The sequence below is a fragment of the Oceanobacillus caeni genome, assembly GCF_042678465.1.
Lineage (GTDB): Bacteria > Bacillota > Bacilli > Bacillales > Amphibacillaceae > Oceanobacillus > Oceanobacillus caeni.
The window spans coordinates 1-19,337 of sequence record NZ_JBHTKV010000041.1; the positions used below are offsets into that span (position 1 = coordinate 1).

Sequence of the window (19,337 nt, forward strand, 5' to 3'; positions counted from 1 at the left end):
TACCTTCTATTTTTAAAAGAAAACGAGTTTCTTTTATCTTAACATACTGGTTGTTTTGTTCAGTTTTCAAAGAGCAAAGTTCGTGTGCTGAATTCCTAACAGCAACTCTATTACTATATCACAACTACTTATTCAATGTCAATAAGTTTTTTATTAATTGTCGTTAATTACGTAACAACAGAAATTCATTATATGATTTCTAAGAAAGAAAGTCAACAAGTTTTTGATTTTTATTGATTATAGTCGACTTTTTGAAACGACAAGAAATATCCTACCACACTATCTAACTACGGGTCAACCACTTTTTAATGATTTTATCTAATTCCTGTTGAGGATAAAAAAATAGAACAATACAAATTTATATCCATTTCTTATATTCCTTTTTATTCTATCTTTGGAAAAGGGATATTAGAAAACCTAAATGACATACGGAAAGATACATAAGATGAAGCTTAATACTATTATAAGTATTTTTAATCCCTAGCAATATAAGTGTGGTATTAGTTTCATTATTATTCAATTCTTTTCGTTGTAAATAAAAATAGGTTTAGACTACTCTTCAAATCCTTTATATTATTCCACTCACCACTAAATTCACATGACATTTTAAATGTGTAATAACATGCTTTTAAGAAGATATCTTATTGTCGCGGCTCTGGGATAAACCTGTTACTCAAATAATCAGTTTTGTGCCAACTGGAATGGATTAAATAACGATAACATGTTATATAACCGAGCAATCCCTTTTTCAATTAGATCTTCTACAAGTTCATCCGTCAAATTAAACATTTCCTTCACCTATCTCTATCTTTGCATTATTAGTACATTTCGGAATATAAATCACATAAAATCGTTTAATAGGTATAATGTTCGAAAGTTAATGAAAATTATTAGAAAACTTGACATAGCTATTAGTAGCCAAATGCCTTAGTTACACTTCCTACCTACTCAAAAAGACCCTCTTCCTTTAAGTAAATTCATTATTACGGGTAATAGTTTTTATGGAAATTCAAGATTAATGATACTCGCAATTATATAAATATATCCAATATATAAATAGTCATTGAATTCTGTAAGATTACTGTTATAATAAAATAATAATTTTTTAGAATAATGTCGAATTTTGTAGAAAGAGGGTAGAATAAATGTCGCAAATGTTAGCTCTGGTTATTTTAATAACCATTTTATTTATAGGAGAAGCCGTGTCTATACGTACAAAAGCTTGGATTCCTTCTGTATTTATTTGTGCAATTCTTTTCTTAATTGGGTATTGGACGTTCTTCCCGAAAGATATTGTTGAAATTGCAGGTATACCGTCCGTCGTGGCGTCGATGATGATTTACTTGCTTATCACCAATATGGGAACGTTGCTTTCTTTGGATGAATTAAAAAAACAATGGAAAACCATTTTGATTGCACTCGCTGGTATTGCTGGAGCAGCTCTATTATTACTTACGATTGGAACGATGATATTTAGCTTAGAAGCGATGATTGTAGCTGTTCCTCCATTGGTTGGCGGGGTGGTGTCCTCACTTATTATGTCCGAGGGGGCACAAGCAGTAGGACTTACTAGTTTATCTGTATTTGCTATCGTCATTTATGTGGTGCAAGGATTTGTTGGTTATCCGTTAACCTCAATCATGTTAAAAAAAGAAGGTAAAAACTATTTAAAGAAATATCGGAATGGTGAATTAACAATAGAGGTATCGAACGAGGCAGCTGCGGCTGTTGAAGATTCTAAACCAAAGCTATTTGAAAGATTACCTGAAAAATATAATACGAGTTTCTTTAAACTTTTCAGATTAATTGTTGTAGCCTATTTGGCATACCTTACTTCCGTTGCAGTGGAACCAATTGTTACGATTCATCCATATGTACTTTGTTTGTTATTTGGTGTTATAGCTTCTAGTATTGGATTTTTGGAAAAAGGTGTTCTTGAAAAAGCAAATGGATTTGGCTTTGCGATGTTTGCTCTATTGTTGTTTATCTTCGATGGACTAAAAAATGCTACCCCAGATATGATGGTAGAAATTCTAGGTTTATTGGTAGGTACAATTGTTATAGGGATTTTGGGAATGTATATTTTCTCTTGGATTATGGGGAAAGTGTTAAAAGTTAGTAAGGAAATGGCATTTGCTGTATCATTAACGGCATTATATGGATTCCCACAAGATTATATTATTACAAATGAAGTAATCGAATCGATGACAAAAGATGAAAAAGAGAAAGAGGCTTTGTTAAGTCATATGTTACCACCAATGCTAGTCGGGGGATTCATAACTGTAACGATTGTGTCTGTTATTCTTGCGGGAGTTTTTGTCACATACTTATAATAATAATAATAGATTCTCAGACTTCAAGGTCCAATCGGGTAAGTACACTTACTCGATTTTTTCTAAATAGTTAATATAGATTTTAGGAGGAGTGATTTAATTGGCAAATAAAGAGAGAGTGAAACAGCATCTTGAAACAATGAGTCAGTATACTGCAACACCAAATGAAGGAATGACGAGATATTCTTATAGTCCAGAAGACGTGAAAACACGGAAGTATATTAAAGAAAAGATGGCAGAATACGGTTTAACTGTAAGAGAAGATGGTCTTGGTAATATTTTTGGCAAGTTAGAAGGAAAGAAAGAATTTGCTCCTAGTGTTCTCATTGGTTCTCATTTTGACAGTGTTCCTCATGGAGGTAATTATGACGGTCCTGCGGGTGTTATAGCGGGGCTTGAAGTTGCAGCTTTATTTCAAGAACACAATATCAAACCGACATATCCACTAGAAGTGATCGCAATGATTGAAGAAGAAGGTTCTCGTTTTGGTGGGGGGTTGATGGGTTCTCGTGGGATTAATGGATTAATTGGTGAAGAGGATTTCCATACGATTCGTGATAAAGATGGAATTTCTGTTATAGAAGCAATGCAAGAAGCAGGGCTCGATCCAACACTCCCTAAACATCGTGATCCAAAAACGATGAAGGCATTTTTAGAATTGCACATTGAACAAGGACCGATTTTAGAAGAGGAAAATATTAGTATTGGGGTTGTTGACACGATTGTTGGTCTGACACAATTTGAAGTGACCATAGAAGGAAAAGCAGGACATGCCGGTACAACACCGATGGATCGTCGTTCAGATGCGTTAATTACTGCAGCAACAATTGTTTCCCAATTGCCAAAACTAGCAAAAGCGGAAGGAAATGGCACCGTCATTACTACTGGTCAGTTTGCTGTCTATCCAAATGGCTCGAATGTCATTCCGGATAAAGTAATCTTTTCGATTGATCTTCGCTCAGGGGAAGAAGCATCGATTCAACGCGTGATGGAAAAAGTAAAAGCACTTATTGAATCATATCAAAAAGATGGCATTAAAACTTCCATCGAGCAGCAATTATATATCCAACCGAAAGAATTAAGTAAAGAGGTTCGATCCTCATTAAAAGAATCCACAGGAAAATTAGGGATTTCTTCTATACCGATGCTAAGCGGGGCTGGCCATGATGCGATGGTATTTTCAGACTATACAGAAGCCGGGATGATCTTTATTCCAAGTAAAGATGGACTGAGTCATTGTCCAGAGGAATGGTCAGACTTAGAACATTTAGCCCAAGGAGTAGACGTATTATTTGAAACAGCAAAAAGATTAACGGAGGCAGAGTAGGATGATTAACAAAGCAATTAAATCATACATCACGGAACACGAAGAAGAACTAATCGCTACACGTAGAAAATTACACAGTGAACCAGAACTATCTTGGGAAGAAGAAAATACGACTGCGTTTATATGTGAACAGTTAGAAGAGTTAGGTATCCCCTACCGCCGAACGGAACCTACTGGCGTAATCGCGGAAATTAAAGGAGGCAAACCAGGAAAAACGGTAGCACTCCGTGGGGATATGGACGCATTATCCGTTCAAGAAATCAATCAAGATTTAGCCTATAAATCTAAATTTGATGGAAAAATGCATGCATGTGGTCATGATGCACACACTTCGATGCTTCTATTTGCAGCAAAAGCATTACATCAAGTGAAAGATGATATTCCCGGAAGTGTTCGACTTTTATTCCAGCCAGCTGAAGAAGTTGCTGAAGGTGCAAAAACAATAATTAAACAAGGTGCCATGGACGGGGTGGATAATGTGTTTGGTATACATATTTGGTCCCAAACCCCAACGCAAAAGATAGTATGTAATCCGGGTCCAGCCTTTGCTGCTGCAGATATTTTCAAAGTAGAGTTTAAAGGAAGAGGAGGTCATGGTGCTATCCCACAAGATACCATTGATGCAGCTGTTGTCGCTTCATCCTTTGTCATGAACGTACAAACCGTTGTTTCTAGAACCGTTGATCCGCTTGACACGGCAGTACTGACAATTGGAAAAATGGAAGTAGGAACCAGATTTAATGTGATTGCAGAAAATGCGGTCATTGAAGGAACCGTTCGTACTTTTGATAAGGAAACAAGAAATCACGTAGAAAAAGAATTAGAGCACTATGCAAATACAGTTGCAAGTCTTTATGGAGCAACAGCTAAAGTAACATATTCTAGAGGAACCAATGCGGTTATTAATGAAGAAATAAGTACACATCTTGTTCAACAAGTAGCCTCTGAAGCCTTTGGCGAAGATGTCATTTATGATCAAAAGCCGACTATGGGGGGAGAAGATTTTAGTTTCTTTTTAGATGAAGCACCTGGAAGTTTTGCATTAGTTGGTTGTGGAAATCCGGAAAAAGACACAGAATGGGCGCACCACCATGGAAGATTTAATATTGATGAAGATGCTCTCATAACAGGAGCTGAATTATACGCACAATACGCTTGGTCTTATTTGAATAAATAAGGGATGCCTCGAACAAAAGCGGAAGCGCCCGTTTAGCGACGTACGGACTGCGCCTGGCCATGCCAGGTGGTCCGATGTTGCCGCGCAAAGCGGCGGTTTTAATCGGACATTCCACTTCCGTAGGAGATAAAGGAAACATGCCCCTTCATAGGGGTATGCCGACGTTGGCCGCAAAGGCCGCACTTAGTCGGCCTTCCTTTAATACTTTGAGTCGATGTTGACTTTCACCACAAGGGTATAAGTGCGACTAAGCCTCTGGTTTCACCATCGGCAAGTCTTCTTTATCGTGTCATGAGGTGAGGGAAGTCTCGCTAGTCGTTGGGCGCTGGAGCTGGACGTGGTCTTCCCTTTGACAAGATTTAATAAGCTAAATTTTTATACTTTCCTTTCTTTTCAAAAACGAGCTGTAAATAATAAATTTACTGCTCGTTTTTTTGGTATCTTAATATGAAATGTAGGAATTCCCTTTCGGCCACAGATATCGGCATTCATATGACAGAAATCAGTATTCAGTCAATAGATATCAGCTGTCACTGCATTGAATATCAGGCATTCAAGCAACAGATATCGGCTTGCATACGAAAAGGGGCTGCCCCAAGTACTACGAGACAGCCTTACCTGCTTTAATATACTTCTAACAATCTATGATATTTTATGCTCTGATTTACTTTTCCTAAAAAATACTCTAACTGTTTATTAGTTCTCTCTAATATCTCTTTATCTATAATCGGATTTTCCTTTGTTTTATCTAATTGACTATCTAGAAAATAAAGTCCTTTTACACTTTGGCCCTTCAAAGATGCTAAAAGTGGCTTAAGTGTATACTCAATTGCTAATAGATGAGAGGCACTTCCTCCTGTCATCAATGGTAGGACAGGAGTGTCTTGTAAAATATCCTGTGGTAAAAGATCAATAAGTGCTTTTAAAATCCCTGAATAGGATGATTTATAAACCGGTGTACCAACGATAACCCCATCTGCCTGTTGTAAATCATAAGTAATGTGTTTAATTTGATCACTATTAAAGTTACCAAATAATAAATCGTCCGCATCCACATCTTTTACGGAAATATGTTTTATCGAAAACCCCTCTTGTTCTACTCGTTTCCCCAAATAATGAAGAACGCGCTCCGACCTTGATGTGGAAGACGGGCTTCCTGAGACAATAACAATATGATCCATAGTAATTCCCCTCTCCGGCAGGCAAAAAGTCTTCCTACCTCCATAACGCAACTAGGGCATTGTCCAGCCTAATAGCGAATGTCAAGTTCTCTAATCATTACTTTTGCCAAAATACCATTTCCAAAGTGACAAACCTATAATGACATAAATCGCAATCATTCCATAAAGCCAGACGGAAAGCATTTCATTTACGAACATTTTTTATTCCTCCTATTCAGCTTTGGCCAACTCAACCTCTTCTTCCCTATCCTTATCCTTTATAACAAAGGCTAAAACAACCATTGCTAGAATCCCAATAAATGTCGCTACTGCCCCAGCTATCATTGTACTTGGGATAATTCCACCAAAGTATAGAATTAAATACGCTAGTAAACCGATAACCATCGAGCCCTCCGCTGCCCTTGGAGATGCCTTTCGTTTGCTGTAAACCGCATATAAGATAGGTCCTAACGTTCCAGCTGCTATACCGGAAATTCCAATCCACATAATGTCTCCCATATACATCGGTGGTTTAAGGACAATAAGAAATGCTAGTAACCCTACAATTGGTACCGTTATTCTACTAATCTGTAACGCTATTTTTTCCGCTTTCTCCTCCTCTACTCGAACAAATCCGCGTTTTACGAGGAATTTCAGAAAAATATCATTCGCAAATACCGTGGATATGGATACAAACAACCCATCTGTAGTAGACATAGCTGCAGCAAGAATCACGACTCCGAAGAAAGCTACAATAATTGCTGGAAATGCCCATGCTACATACTCCATTAAGGCTAAATCTGCTACCACATCTGCAGGGCCAATTGCCACCCTACTATAAAGTCCACCAAACAAGACAACAACACACAGAGAAGCCGTTATAACATAAGTAAGTATCATTTTTCCTAAATCCTTATCATTCTTTAAACCTAATACTTTATTAAATAGATGTGGAGCGGATGCAAATGCCCACTGAATCGTAATCGCACCTATTATTGCACCAATGGAATAAAAATGAACGGAATCGGGATTAAATACCTTTACTAGATTTCCATCTTGGGCAGCTAAATTGTCCACGATTCCGGAAAGTGTTGTTGTAATCCCACCGTTCCAAAAAATCACAATTCCCGAAACGAACACAATTATTCCAGCAATAGCCATTAAAATTACTTGGACCGCATCCGTATAAATATCAGCTAATGCCCCACCACCAAAAACGTACAACACGACAACAACTGTTATAAGAATCAGACCTACTGTATAATCCATACCAAGTAAATATTCAAAAATTCTCGCTCCCGCTACAAACTGTGCCGAGATATAAAAAATATTAAACAGTAAAATCAAACCTGTACCGACTCGTAAAATATCACTATTATAATAATCGCCTAACCAATCCGGTAAAGAAAGTGATTTTTGTTCTTTATTTAATTCCCTTATTTTTTTGGCAACCATAAGAACTCCTAGAGCTCCTCCACCAATCATGGCGAGAATAAGCCAAAGATTCGACAGTCCCCATTCATAAGACCAGCCAGGATACCCAAGAAAAGTAGCTGCACTTAGATAGGTGGCCGCAAAGGATAGCCCCAACACAACTGGGCCAAGTCCCCCGCCTATCGCAAAATCACGAACACTTTTCGTTTGTTTAGTCCCAATATATCCAAGTGCCAACATAATACCTAGAAATAAAAGGAATCCAACCCACGTATATAATGTTACTGTATTCATCACGTTACCCCTTTTTAGAAAACTTGGCATTCGCTATTAGGTTGGGCGAATGCCTTAGTTGCACTTATGCAGACAGGAAAGATTTTTATACTTTCCTACCTGCCAATGAAAGGCTTAAGCGCCCCCTGAGGCTCATCGCACTATCACAAAAGGTTGCGCAGGGCGCTTTAGCTAGAAACGTAAGGATTAACTATTTCACTAATGGAGACACCTTTTTCGCCGGATGGTTGTCAGGTAAATAAGGTGACCCTGTACCGAATAAGTTTTCTCGCAATGTTTTTCCTTCATATTCGGTTCGATAAATGCCACGTTTTTGTAATTCTGGAACAACATGATCCACAAACTCACGGAATGTTTCTAATGAATAACTCTGTGCAATGTTAAAACCATCTACATCCCCTTCTGTCGTCCATTCCTCAATACGATCTGCAATTTGTTCAGGTGTTCCGACAAATTTCACGGTTCCATTACCAAGCCCATGATTTTGTATTGCTTCCCGTAACGTCCACTTCTTATTTGGATCTTTCGTGTACATATCTAAATTACCTTGAACTGCATCTGTTTCAATGTCTTCAATGTATTGATCTGGATCATATTTCGAAAAGTCAATTCCCGTATGCCCAGAAAGAAGTGCTGCCGTCCCTTCATAACTAACATGATTTTTTAAATCCTCATATTTCGCATACGCTTCTTCCTCTGTGGAGCCGATAATTGGAAGAACCATCGGGAAGATACGAATATCATCCGCATTTCTACCTTGAGCAACCGTACGTTTACGAAGATCTTCGGAGTAATTTTTCAACGCCTCTAAAGAATGACCTTTCGTAAAAACGGCTTCCGCATGTTTTGCCGCAAAGTCACGCCCTTTAGGGGATGCACCAGCTTGGAATAACACCGGAGTCCGTTGTGGTGACGGTTCCGTCAAATGAATTCCTGGTACATGGAAAAATTCACCTTCATGATTGATGGCATGAACCTTTTCAGGATCGGCAAAAACATCCCCTTCCCGATCATAAACAACCGCATCATCTTCCCAGCTATGCTCCCAAAGTTTATAAACTACTTCTAAAAATTCATCTGCACGATCGTAGCGCTGATTTTTCGGGAGACGTCCAGATAATCCTAGATTAATAGCTTCACTTTCCAAATACGAAGTCACTACATTCCACGCTACACGACCTTCTGTTAAATGATCGAGGGTAGATAATTGGCGTGCCAATGCATATGGCTGTGCATATGTGGCTGAAACTGTCGGTGCGAAGCCAATATGCTCCGTGACTTGAGCCATTGCGGAAATAATTAACAATGGGTCATGTGCAGGAAGTTGTACGGCATGACGTACCGCTGCATCATGGCTGTTTCCATAAACCGAATAGGTTCCTAATACATCCGCAATAAAGACCGCATCAAATTTCCCACGTTCTAATACTTTCGCTGTTTCCGTCCAAAACTCTAATCGATTATGTTTCGTTCCTTGATCTTTTTCGTGTTTCCATAATCCAGTAGAATGTGGAGAAGGTGAATTTTGCACAAAACCGTTTAAATGAATCTGTTTCCTTTTACTCAATGCGTATCTCTCCTTTTCTTATTTCTCATCATAAGCATTTAGCGCATTTACACTATGAGCAATTGCAGAACCTGCTTTAAGCGCAACTGCAACGAAAATCGCCTCTGAAATTTCTTCTAAGTCTGCCCCAGCTTTCTTCGCATTTTTGGTATGTACATCAATGCAATATGCACAACCTGTTGTATGTGCAGATGCTACTGCAATTAGTTCTTTTTCTTTTACGGATAATTTTCCAGCTTTTATTGCTTTTCCATCAAAATTCACAAAAGCCTGGAACGTTTCTTCGCTTAATGCATTAAATTCTTTCAAGCGATTAAAATAAGATGCTTTATAGAAATCCTCATCTCCACTATTGTCAAAAGCGTTCAGTCCATTCACACCATGTGCCAAAGCAGAACCAGCTTTCAGTGTAGTCGCAACAAAAATTGCCTCTGCAACTTCTTCTTTCGAGGAATCATTTTTCTTTGCGTTTCCAACATGTAAATCAATGCAATACGGGCAACCTGTAATATGCGCAACCGCCACTGCAATTAATTCCTTTAATTTAACCGAAAGCTTTCCTTCTGCTAATGCTTGATCATTAAATTTGAAAAAAGTTTCGAAAGCCTCTGGTGCATATTCCTTTAATTCAAAAATCCTTCCGAAATATTCCTTCTTATACAAGCTATCTGTTTTTGTAATTGTCATTCTAAATCTCTCCCTTTACATTTTTTCTTACTAAGAATATTATTTTTCCAATATGTTTAATCGGAATTATGAATAAAAGAATTTCTGTTTGAGTCCCCTTCCAGGAAAACAGGAAACAAAAAACCCCTTCTGATGAGAAGAGGTCATATATACCAACCCTCATCGTTCAAGCATCTGCTTGCTGGAATTAGCACCTTATTACTTTAGTAATGGTTGCTGCGGGATCCACGGACCAGGTTCCTACCCCGACTCTTGATAAGGAAAACATATTCAATTAGTAAGAATTAATAACATCTTACATAACCTAAAAGAATCTGTCAACAGGAAATTTTCAGAAAAGGACTTTTTTATCAACAGGGATATTGTCACCAAAAAAATTAGAACCTTTGGCCTAATTCACTATTACCCACAGAAACAATATCTTGGTTGATAGGTCAAACTTTCTTGTATGGTGAAGAATACATACTTCACCATACAAGAGCAGCAAATAAACTTATGCAGTTTTCTTAACACCAGGTTCAGCTTGCTCTTTCTTCCCCCACCAGTTTGCAAGGAGTGGACCTGAGATATTATGCCAAACACTAAAGATTGCACCAGGAACGGCTGCAATTGGCGAGAAATGAGCAAGCCCAAGCGACGCGGCAAGTCCTGAATTTTGCATGCCAACTTCGATAGAAATTGCTTTTTGATCTTTAAAATTAAGTTTGATTGCCTTCGCGAGTAAGTACCCGAACAAATATCCTAAACAATTATGTAGTACGACGACTGCAAAAATGAGAAGTCCTGAAGTCATAATCGATTCTTTATTTACAGCCACAACTGCTGAAGCTACTCCTACAATTCCAATGACTGAAATGAGTGGTAATACTTCCACACTTTTACTGACCTGTTTGCTAAATAGCATCCGGATAACTACACCTAAAACGATTGGTAATAAGACGACTTGGACAATCGACAAGAACATGTCCATGAATGACACGGAAAGCCATTGACTGGCAAACAAATAAGTCAATGACGGAGTTAAAATTGGTGCAAGCAATGTTGATAACGCTGTTACCGTTACGGATAATGCTGTGTTCCCTTTAGCCATAAACGTCATGACATTAGAAGACGTACCTCCAGGACAGCAACCAACTAAAATAACCCCCGCTGCTATTTCTGGCGATAAATTAAATGCATGTGCAAGTCCAAAAGCCGTTAATGGCATGATGGTATACTGTGCAACTACACCGACCAGAACACTTTTCGGAGCCAGAAAAACGCCCTTAAAGTCATCTACACTCAGGGTGAGTCCCATTCCGAACATAATAATTCCTAATAAAAGCGACACATGCGGTGCTATCCACGCAAATACTTGTGGAACAAAGAAGCTAAGCACTGCAAAAAGAATAACCCATAGCGCAAATGTGCTTGTTGCAAAGTTACTAATCTTCCCTAATGTTCTCATACTTGTTCCCTCCAAAGTTGCCGAAAGAGTGTGAATACTCCTCTAGTTATTTAATTTAAAATATTACCATAAATAGAACCTTTAATCTAGTGTAAATTTTTAGAAATATATGTACAGGGGAGGCCATTATAGCTTATATGATCTTTTATATACTAATCGTGGCATAAATAGAAAAAAGACATAACCTGCCATATAAGCAAATTATGTCTTCTTTCCCTATCCTTCTACATTTTCTCCATTTCTAAACTTAGAAACTTACTAAGTCAAGGAATCCTGCCCATTCCCAGACCTTTAATCAAACGTATCCGTCCGTCAAACAATACCCCCTAAAAGATAAGTTTCAAAGGTTAGAATGGAGTGGGACGATGAATCCCGTTTTTCCAATTTTCCTCCCAAGTATTAGCGATATCATTTACCGTACTATAAATAATAATTACATATTTCTATTTGCCCAAAAAATAAATCGCTTACATTTACTTGAAGGTAAAAGGGAAAAAGTCAAACTCTTTACGTTATATAGTATAATTCAGAGAAAATAATTCGTCAATGCTTGCAATAAGTTGCATTTATTTTCATAAGATCTGACTTTCATAGAATTTTAAATTCAACATGATTTTCGTGAATCCAGTATTCCCAATACCAAAATGCGAATATCAGCCATTTTCCCGTGAACTTTAATAAAACATCCCATACCAACCCGTCATAGTTAACTTTGAAAATATTTTTGTATAGTTTTACCTAATATTGGAAATAACAGTAAGGAGTAAGTAGAGAGGATTGAAGATATGAATGATTTTCAGAGCAGTATCCACACTGGCGATGATTCCATTGTCATTGGTTGCTCTCGACATGGGGCAATGAGTGGTGCTGCATACGGTAGTTACATAGGTAGCAAGATTGCCGGTTCTACCGGAGCAACGACTGGGTATATCCTTGGTGCCATTATTGGTGCAGTTTTTGGCCCCGATGATAGTTTCAAAAGTAATAAGACAATTCAGCCCGAACATAACTCGGACATGAAACAATTACTTTAACCAAGGGGACCCTGGGCGACCCATCTCTATCTTAGAAGGCACAACTGGTATTATTACTAGTTATGTCTTCTTTTTATTCGTTAATTTTTTTACCTTACATACGATTTTTTCAGTGCAAAATTATTTCACCATACTTTTAAGCAGATTGGTCTTCTTATTTTTTTAGGATATTCAAAATAGCCTTCAGAAAATCCTCATAGGAAGAAAAATATTTATTCCGCTGGTTATACCACTTTCGAACCGTTTCTACTAACCAAAACGGTACAGAATTCCCATCAATCAAATGATAGTATTGCTCATATCCTTTTTTTAGATGCTCCCACCTAAAATCATTACCTGGTTGAATGTATTCGGAGACATCTAGTATTTTGGCCCTTCCATTTTGTAATAAAATATTTTTCAAATGAATATCACGTGGATTAAGTCCCTTTGAACGAACATATTCTCTTGCTGCCTCCACGTCATCTATCACTTGTTCAGGGATATGAATCCCTTGTAGAACGCAATCAAAGAGTGTATTTCCTTCCTCGTAGCTCAGAACGAGGTAATCGTCGTAGGAAGCAAAACAGGTTGAAAAGAAAGGAGAATTTCCTAATTTCTTATAAACTTCTGCTTCAGCTTTTACTTTATCTACTTTGTTTATTGCATATTTTTTAAATGCAAAAGCTGGAACTTTTAAAGATTGAAACACGGCCGCATCTGTCCCGACCCCTATACACTTCAAATCTTTAGCATGACCACTTATTGTTACAGGTTCGTTGTTTGGATTTGAAAAAACGGTAATTTCAGAAAGCGAATCTCGTACTATATCCCAATCATTTTCCATATGAAATCTCCCTTTTTAGATTTTTAACTATAGACGCGCAACATGTCTAAAACCCTTAATAACTATCTTTGATTTATTCCTATATAAGGAATTTACCCGTTATCTTAATATCTAAAATAGTTTCCGTATTACATCCAATCTACTTTCATTTAAACCTTAGGCTTTCGATTCCTTGAAATATACAAGCGGATAAAAAGGTTTATTAATAATATTGATTATATTTATAGTCCTCAAGATATATTACCTCGGCTTTTCTACTACATACGAATAATGCAAGTATAAGTTTTATATTCCACGAACGGCGCTCTTTTGTGGCATAGACAATTTGATACTTATCCAAATAATTAAATTATTGTTAACTAATCTTTCTAATAATGGTAATATTCTTTCAAAGGGGTTAGTTTTATTCTTAAAAGTGGAGGGAGAAAATTAATAATGAATAAGCTAGAAGGTTTAAAGAAAATGATAACAGGAGAAATTCCTGGTCCACCAGTCGCACAGGTACTTGGGTTTAATGTCGTAGAGGCTGAGGAAGGAAGAGTTGTTATAGAATTGGAAGCTTCTGAAAGACTTCATAATCCCATGGGTACATTACACGGCGGGATATTATGCGATATAGCTGACGCAGCAATGGGTTATGCTTTTTCGAGCACGCTTGCCGAGGATGAACTTTTTACGACAATGGATATTAAACTAAATTTTCTTAAACCTATTTTTCAATCGAAACTTCGAGCTGAGGGAAAATTAATAAAGAAAGGTTCCACAGTCGGATTACTGGAATGTCATGTATACGATGAAAAGCATAGCCTCGTTGCACATTCAACATGCACATGTATGATTTTGAAGGGAAATTCGAGTGGAAAGAGATTAAAAACGGAATAAGGAAACTTTAGGAAGGAATTAAGTAAACCAGGCTAGATTAGTAATGAATTTTTTGTAACGATTAAGGATTCGCCCGACTGAGTAACGAGTTAAACCCAACAAGCAATCAAATGCTTATCGGGTTTAACTTTCTTTAATATATGGTTCTTCGTATGAACACTAAGGTCTTATTTTTTACCTCGACTTATTACTAGGTGCAAACCAACCAATTAGGGCAATACCAACTAATACACCATAGAAGATTATCGTCCAAATGGTACTGTGAGGAAAATCATGATCTAGAACACCTATATCCTCATGGGCGAGAGTAATAACCGCCAGTTTGACCCCAACCCACGCAACAATTACATATGCTGTTGTTTCTAATGCTGGACGTTTTTCAAGAAGTTGCACAAACCAGGTTGCTGCAAACTTAATCAAGATAAGTCCAGCAATTCCTCCAAGAAGTACAATAATAAATTGTCCTCCATCCATTCCTCCAAAATTATCTAACGGTGAATCTGGAAGACCAAGGGCAAGAGCAACTGCAGCTAGAATCGAATCAATCGCAAAGGCTAAGTCAGCTAATGCGATTTTCCCTACTGTGGGCCAAAAGCCTTTACCAGCTGATTCCTTCTCATCTTCTTTATGAATATCCTTATTTTCTTTCCCAAACCGTGCCTTGATGACATGCTTTAATCCTAAGTAAAGAAGATAAGCCGCTCCTATCGCTTGTATCTGCCAGACATTAGCAATAAAGGAAATAGCAAAGAGTGCAACAAATCGAAAAGCGAAGGCCATAATGATTCCGTAATTTATAGCTCTTTTTTTCTGTTCTTCGGGTAAATGCTTGGCAATAATGGCTAGAACAAGGGCATTATCAGCCGACAACATTCCTTCCAATCCAATTAGTATTAATAAAGTCCAACCATACTCTAGCCATATTGACTCCATGAACTTCTCCCCTATCTTTGACTAAAAGTAAAATTTCCACTAACTATATATTTTGTTAATGTACCGCAAGTATTCCTAAATAATTATACCAAAATTATAAAGAAGTCTTCCATCAGAGGAGGGCCTTCATCCTGCACTTATAGTTATTCGCACTTATCGGACTCCCACCTACCCTTTTTGTTCCCAAGAAACTTGAGGTGGGAGTCTTACTAACATCGAATGTTTAGAATGGAATTATAAGTTCATGTTCAACAATAAGAAGTTAAAGAACTTTGCAAACACATTACTAATACAAACAACATCTGCTCTTGAGATAAACCACTTATATCAGTTATGATAAAGAGGACTTCCCTTTATCCCCCACTGATGGGACCAATACGGGAAGTTGATCTTTTACCTACCGGAAGCTTGAGGTGGGATAAAAACAAAATACAAGAAAAAGAAGTGAGCTAAAAGATGAATTGGCGCGAGAGCATTAGAAATTACACACCTTGGAATGAACAAGAGGCAAAAGATAAAGCAATCATGTTAAAATGTATGAATACGTTTAAAGATGTCCTAACACGGGATAACGAAATTGCCCATATTACCAGTTCAGGTTTTGTCGTAAATAAAAATAGAAATAAAGTGTTAATGGTGCACCATAATATTTACAATTCCTGGTCTTGGACAGGTGGACATGCGGATGGGGAAGAAGATTTATTGCAGGTTGCAGTTAAAGAAGTAAAAGAAGAAACCGGAGTCCAACATGTGCAGCCTGTTCACGAGAATATTCTGTCACTAGATATTTTAACGGTCATCAGCCATTATAAAAATGATAAATATGTTGCCCCTCATCTACATTTATCTCTTGCTTATTTATTAGAAGCAGACGAAAATGATCCGCTCTTCGTAAAACCGGACGAAAACAGCAATGTTCAGTGGATTCCTTTTGAAGAGGTAGAAACCTATTCAAATGAACCCCACATGGTTAAAATATATAAAAAAGTGATAGATAAAATTCAAGGTTAAAACAAAACTCGTATCATGGAATTCCCTCCATCATACGAGTTTTCAAATTAATAACCGGAATCCTCCGAAGTAATATTATCAATCATGGTATAATCATATTTTTGTAAAGGTTTTTCAGCTGGACCTTCAATCACGTCACCCGTATAAGTAAACCTTGATCCGTGACATGGACAATCCCAACTACGTTCCCCACTATTCCACTCTACCTCGCAACCAACATGGGTACAGGTTGTGTCCACAATATGCAATTTCCCTTCTTGGTCTCGGTAAGCACCTTTTCTTTCGCCATTTATACGAATAACCGCACCTTCATCATTCTCTAACGTATTCGGGTCTGTATTACTCGTTTGTAACTTTCCTTTAATTAGATGTCCTGCAACGTTCGCATTTTGAACAAGGAAGTTTTTAATACTAGGTGTCGCATAAAATCTTGATGGGGTATACAGTTCCCGGAAACTATTCTTCTTTCCTAATACAATGTCCTTCATTAAAAGTGCTGCGGCTGTGCCATTGGACATGCCCCATTTTCTAAAACCTGTTGCAATCAAAATGTTTGGCTGACCAGGGGTTATTTCCCCAATATAAGGGACTTTATCTAATGTAGTAAGATCTTGAGCCGACCATCGATACGAAATATCTTCCAGACCAAAAACACTTTGGCCAAACTCCTCCAATGCATCGAAGTGTTTCATCGTGTCGGTACTTTGACCCGTTTTATGGCTTTCCCCAACAAGAAGGACCATTTCTTCCCCATTGATAGTCACAGAGCGAACGGAACGCGTTGGTTTATCCGCACTAATATACATTCCTCCAGGAAAGTTCTTCTTAGGTTTTGCAGCAACAACATAAGCACGATCCGCATACATTCTTGTTGAATATAACCCCAATCCTTCAAAAAACGGAAAATGCGAACAAGCAAGTACATATTTAGCAGTTACCCGAAAATCTTTACTAGTTAAAACAGTTGGATTTTCACCTGTTTCAATGTTGACTGCCGTTGTATTACTAAAAATTTGGACCCCTTTTTCCGTAATCTCGTCTACAAGTTTGACTAAATATTTTAATGGATGGAACTGCGCTTGGTTCCGCATAACCACTGCATTTCTTATTCCTAAATCGAATGGAAGCTTTTCTACTAACCCGCCATCAATGCTAAGCTTTTCATATGCTCGTACCTCTTTTTTGACTTTTTCTTCATATTCGTCTGTCGTGGAATAGACGTAGGAATCCTGCTCCTTAAAATCACAATCGATGTTCAACGTCTCAACCGTATTTTTTATAAACTTTAACGCTCCCATATTAGCTTCATAATATAATCTTGCCTTACTTTTGCCCATGTTCGTAATGAGCTCGTCATAGATTAAATCATGTTGGGCCGTAATTTTTGCTGTAGTATGTCCTGTTGTTCCACCAAGGAGCTGATCCGCTTCTAAAATAGCAACTTTTTTTCCTTCATTCGCTAAAAGATAAGCAGAAGTAATCCCAGTAATTCCACCACCGACAATACAAACATCCACTTCAATATCTTTATCTAAACTTGGAAACTCCGGAAGCTTAACAGAATCTCTCCAATATGACTTAGTAATATCTGGCAATTTCTCAGGCATAATACCCCTCCATTATGTAGTGAATCATACTAACAGATTCTCCATTTTTAGATGGTAGTATACAGAACCCTTTTAAAAAAAACGACACTAAAAATAAACCTAGGAACTTTTCCCAGGTTTAATCCTCATGTTTATTCAACGTGAACTCAGCAGTAATTTCCCCTACCTTTTCACCTACTGTATTAAAAATCGGCTCTTTCTCATACTTAAGGAGTCTTTCTACCATTTTTTTGTCTAATATATTTAGTTGTTCCAGTACCTTCATTGCAGCAACATAGGCCCCACGATCATTTCCGTCTTCTACTTTAATCGCAATACCAAGCCCTTCTTCGACCAAACCTATTCCTTGCATTCCTTCTGCACCCATTTTAGATACTAGTTTTCCCTTTAAAACTTTCATTACATCCGTGTCAAAACGGTCTTTTCCAGCTACAAGTCGCGGATGAGCCATCATACTATTCCTAATTCTTTCTAAAGCATCACGGTGTGTCATGTCTTCTAATTGATCAGGTCTAGCTAAACGTGCGAAACCAAGCGCAAAATTCTTAAGAGGTAAGTAATGAGTTGGCAAGCCACAACCGTCAATCGCTGCTTCAATATCTTCTCTTTTCATACCAAAAACATCAGCCATAATATCGATAATTCGTTGCTGCAGTGGATGAGATAACTCATAATATGTTTTAGGGCTTTCGTTCAAGTATAAACTAGCAGCAATCATTCCTGTATGCTTCCCTGAACAATTATTAAATACTGGCGAAACATCTCCACCATTTCGAATAACCGTTTTATACCCTTCTATATCTTTTGGGATTTGCGGACCACAATAAAGATCAGATTCCTTGATATTAATTTTTTCCATCATCCCAAGTACTGTCGACCGATGGATTTCTTCCCCACTATGCGAGGCACAGCTTACTGCTATTTCTTCATCAGTGAAGGAAAAATGTTCCGCAGCCCCACTTTCTATTAAAGGGATCGCCTGAAAGGGTTTTAAAGCAGAACGTGGAAAGGTCAATCTCGACGGATCCCCATATGAATATTTCAAATTCCCTTTTGTATCTACAATAGCTATATGAACATCATGGGTACTTTCTAAAAAACCACCGCGATATACTTGTATCGGTTTTGTCATGTTTGCATCCAACTCCTCGTTATTGTTAATTAAATCAAACCTTTAAGGCACAATCATAAAAAGTATTTTTAAATGCATACCCTTATCCCTCATTTTACACCAATTATACTTTATAAGGGCACGAGATCTATTTCTATTTTCCTTTATGTTAACCGCTTCCCCTTGATTATTATATACTAATCTTAATCTCATTACATGGAAGGCCAAAACTAGCTTTCCTTCATAGAATAATTTTGGTAAACCCCCTGTGAATCTTGTATTTTTGAATATGTATGCAAACATAAGAGAATCTGGAAATTTAGAAGACTAGTTAAATAATCAATTAAGGCCTTTAATATATATTTAAGCAGTGTGTTTTATGTAAGAAGATGGAACGTAGTATGAAGATATCGTAAGGATGATATACATAAACCTTAATTATTCATAAAAAATCCTTGAGCGCCTAAAAATGCATATCTACCAAGGAATCCAGCTAATTTAGTCATG

At 37.5% G+C, this 19,337-nt stretch carries 15 protein-coding genes and 1 riboswitch; of the genes, 6 read left to right on the plus strand and 9 right to left on the minus strand.

Translation table 11 applies throughout. The annotated features are described in order from the left end of the window. Positions 1–1,145: 1,145 nt before the first annotated feature. The 3 genes from ACFQ18_RS17055 (at position 1,146) to ACFQ18_RS17065 (ending at position 4,837) form a co-directional block, all read left to right on the plus strand. Complete coding sequence (locus tag ACFQ18_RS17055) at positions 1,146–2,333, plus strand: hypothetical protein (RefSeq protein ID WP_204798751.1); 1,188 nt, start codon at positions 1,146–1,148, stop codon at positions 2,331–2,333. A gap of 139 nt (positions 2,334–2,472) precedes the next feature. Beyond that, complete coding sequence (locus ACFQ18_RS17060) at positions 2,473–3,660, plus strand: Zn-dependent hydrolase (protein WP_244987055.1); 1,188 nt, start codon at positions 2,473–2,475, stop codon at positions 3,658–3,660. A gap of 1 nt (position 3,661) precedes the next feature. Then, the gene (locus ACFQ18_RS17065) at positions 3,662–4,837 is read left to right on the plus strand and encodes a M20 family metallopeptidase (protein ID WP_047186557.1); all 1,176 of its coding nucleotides are present in this window, start codon (positions 3,662–3,664) and stop codon (positions 4,835–4,837) included. A 623-nt stretch (positions 4,838–5,460) separates the two neighbouring features. On the opposite strand, the gene ssuE is transcribed toward ACFQ18_RS17065, so the two are convergent. From ssuE to ACFQ18_RS17090, 5 genes are all read right to left on the minus strand, one after another. Then, complete coding sequence (gene ssuE, locus ACFQ18_RS17070; RefSeq protein WP_060669319.1) at positions 5,461–6,018, minus strand: NADPH-dependent FMN reductase; 558 nt, start codon at positions 6,016–6,018, stop codon at positions 5,461–5,463. Between the two features lie 210 nt (positions 6,019–6,228). Continuing rightward, on the minus strand, positions 6,229–7,725 hold the full coding sequence (locus ACFQ18_RS17075) for a sodium:solute symporter family protein (protein WP_204798750.1): 1,497 nt from the start codon (positions 7,723–7,725) through the stop codon (positions 6,229–6,231). A gap of 190 nt (positions 7,726–7,915) precedes the next feature. After that, a complete protein-coding gene (locus tag ACFQ18_RS17080; RefSeq protein ID WP_047186554.1) occupies positions 7,916–9,292 on the minus strand; it encodes an LLM class flavin-dependent oxidoreductase in 1,377 nt (458 codons plus the stop codon). 18 nt (positions 9,293–9,310) lie between these two features. Continuing rightward, positions 9,311–9,979 carry a carboxymuconolactone decarboxylase family protein gene (locus ACFQ18_RS17085; RefSeq protein ID WP_060669104.1) on the minus strand — a complete coding sequence of 223 codons (669 nt, stop codon included), beginning with the start codon at positions 9,977–9,979 and terminating at the stop codon, positions 9,311–9,313. Positions 9,980–10,135: 156 nt separating this feature from the next. Continuing rightward, a riboswitch (SAM riboswitch) is annotated at positions 10,136–10,241 on the minus strand. 231 nt (positions 10,242–10,472) lie between these two features. Then, positions 10,473–11,426: a bile acid:sodium symporter family protein gene (locus ACFQ18_RS17090; protein WP_204798749.1), complete on the minus strand. Its 954-nt coding sequence runs from the start codon at positions 11,424–11,426 to the stop codon at positions 10,473–10,475. 785 nt (positions 11,427–12,211) lie between these two features. Between ACFQ18_RS17090 and ACFQ18_RS17095 the strand changes: the two genes are divergently transcribed. Then, positions 12,212–12,460 (plus strand): glycine zipper 2TM domain-containing protein, encoded by a 249-nt coding sequence (locus ACFQ18_RS17095; RefSeq protein WP_204798748.1) that lies wholly within the window; start codon positions 12,212–12,214, stop codon positions 12,458–12,460. 154 nt (positions 12,461–12,614) lie between these two features. On the opposite strand, the gene ACFQ18_RS17100 is transcribed toward ACFQ18_RS17095, so the two are convergent. Beyond that, the gene (locus tag ACFQ18_RS17100; protein ID WP_204798747.1) at positions 12,615–13,286 is read right to left on the minus strand and encodes a serine/threonine protein kinase; all 672 of its coding nucleotides are present in this window, start codon (positions 13,284–13,286) and stop codon (positions 12,615–12,617) included. A gap of 435 nt (positions 13,287–13,721) precedes the next feature. On the opposite strand from ACFQ18_RS17100, the gene ACFQ18_RS17105 reads away from it, so the two are divergent. After that, positions 13,722–14,168, plus strand: coding sequence for a PaaI family thioesterase (locus ACFQ18_RS17105; RefSeq protein ID WP_204798746.1), 447 nt, complete (start codon positions 13,722–13,724; stop codon positions 14,166–14,168). 174 nt (positions 14,169–14,342) lie between these two features. Here ACFQ18_RS17105 and ACFQ18_RS17110 read toward each other — a convergent pair whose 3' ends face one another. After that, positions 14,343–15,101, minus strand: a complete 759-nt coding sequence (locus tag ACFQ18_RS17110) for a TerC family protein (RefSeq protein ID WP_204798745.1) — start codon at positions 15,099–15,101, stop codon at positions 14,343–14,345. A 456-nt stretch (positions 15,102–15,557) separates the two neighbouring features. Between ACFQ18_RS17110 and ACFQ18_RS17115 the strand changes: the two genes are divergently transcribed. After that, positions 15,558–16,112: an NUDIX hydrolase gene (locus ACFQ18_RS17115; protein ID WP_204798744.1), complete on the plus strand. Its 555-nt coding sequence runs from the start codon at positions 15,558–15,560 to the stop codon at positions 16,110–16,112. A gap of 47 nt (positions 16,113–16,159) precedes the next feature. Here the strand turns inward: ACFQ18_RS17115 and ACFQ18_RS17120 are convergent, their stop codons facing one another. Both ACFQ18_RS17120 and ACFQ18_RS17125 read right to left on the minus strand, forming a co-directional pair. Continuing rightward, on the minus strand, positions 16,160–17,719 hold the full coding sequence (locus ACFQ18_RS17120) for an FAD-dependent oxidoreductase (protein WP_047186546.1): 1,560 nt from the start codon (positions 17,717–17,719) through the stop codon (positions 16,160–16,162). Between the two features lie 118 nt (positions 17,720–17,837). Continuing rightward, the gene (locus ACFQ18_RS17125; RefSeq protein WP_204798743.1) at positions 17,838–18,851 is read right to left on the minus strand and encodes an asparaginase; all 1,014 of its coding nucleotides are present in this window, start codon (positions 18,849–18,851) and stop codon (positions 17,838–17,840) included. Between the last annotated feature and the right edge of the window lie 486 nt (positions 18,852–19,337).

Bases quoted from the DNA above. Each gene is read 5' to 3' on its own strand.
- ACFQ18_RS17055 (WP_204798751.1), top strand. From the start codon at position 1,146: ATGTCGCAAATGTTAGCTCTGGTTATTTTAATAACCATTTTATTTATA.
- ACFQ18_RS17060 (WP_244987055.1), top strand. From the start codon at position 2,473: ATGAGTCAGTATACTGCAACACCAAATGAAGGAATGACGAGATATTCT.
- ACFQ18_RS17065 (WP_047186557.1), top strand. From the start codon at position 3,662: ATGATTAACAAAGCAATTAAATCATACATCACGGAACACGAAGAAGAA.
- ssuE (WP_060669319.1), bottom strand. From the start codon at position 6,018: ATGGATCATATTGTTATTGTCTCAGGAAGCCCGTCTTCCACATCAAGG.
- ACFQ18_RS17075 (WP_204798750.1), bottom strand. From the start codon at position 7,725: ATGAATACAGTAACATTATATACGTGGGTTGGATTCCTTTTATTTCTA.
- ACFQ18_RS17085 (WP_060669104.1), bottom strand. From the start codon at position 9,979: ATGACAATTACAAAAACAGATAGCTTGTATAAGAAGGAATATTTCGGA.
- ACFQ18_RS17090 (WP_204798749.1), bottom strand. From the start codon at position 11,426: ATGAGAACATTAGGGAAGATTAGTAACTTTGCAACAAGCACATTTGCG.
- ACFQ18_RS17095 (WP_204798748.1), top strand. From the start codon at position 12,212: ATGAATGATTTTCAGAGCAGTATCCACACTGGCGATGATTCCATTGTC.
- ACFQ18_RS17100 (WP_204798747.1), bottom strand. From the start codon at position 13,286: ATGGAAAATGATTGGGATATAGTACGAGATTCGCTTTCTGAAATTACC.
- ACFQ18_RS17105 (WP_204798746.1), top strand. From the start codon at position 13,722: ATGAATAAGCTAGAAGGTTTAAAGAAAATGATAACAGGAGAAATTCCT.
- ACFQ18_RS17110 (WP_204798745.1), bottom strand. From the start codon at position 15,101: ATGGAGTCAATATGGCTAGAGTATGGTTGGACTTTATTAATACTAATT.
- ACFQ18_RS17115 (WP_204798744.1), top strand. From the start codon at position 15,558: ATGAATTGGCGCGAGAGCATTAGAAATTACACACCTTGGAATGAACAA.
- ACFQ18_RS17120 (WP_047186546.1), bottom strand. From the start codon at position 17,719: ATGCCTGAGAAATTGCCAGATATTACTAAGTCATATTGGAGAGATTCT.
- ACFQ18_RS17125 (WP_204798743.1), bottom strand. From the start codon at position 18,851: ATGACAAAACCGATACAAGTATATCGCGGTGGTTTTTTAGAAAGTACC.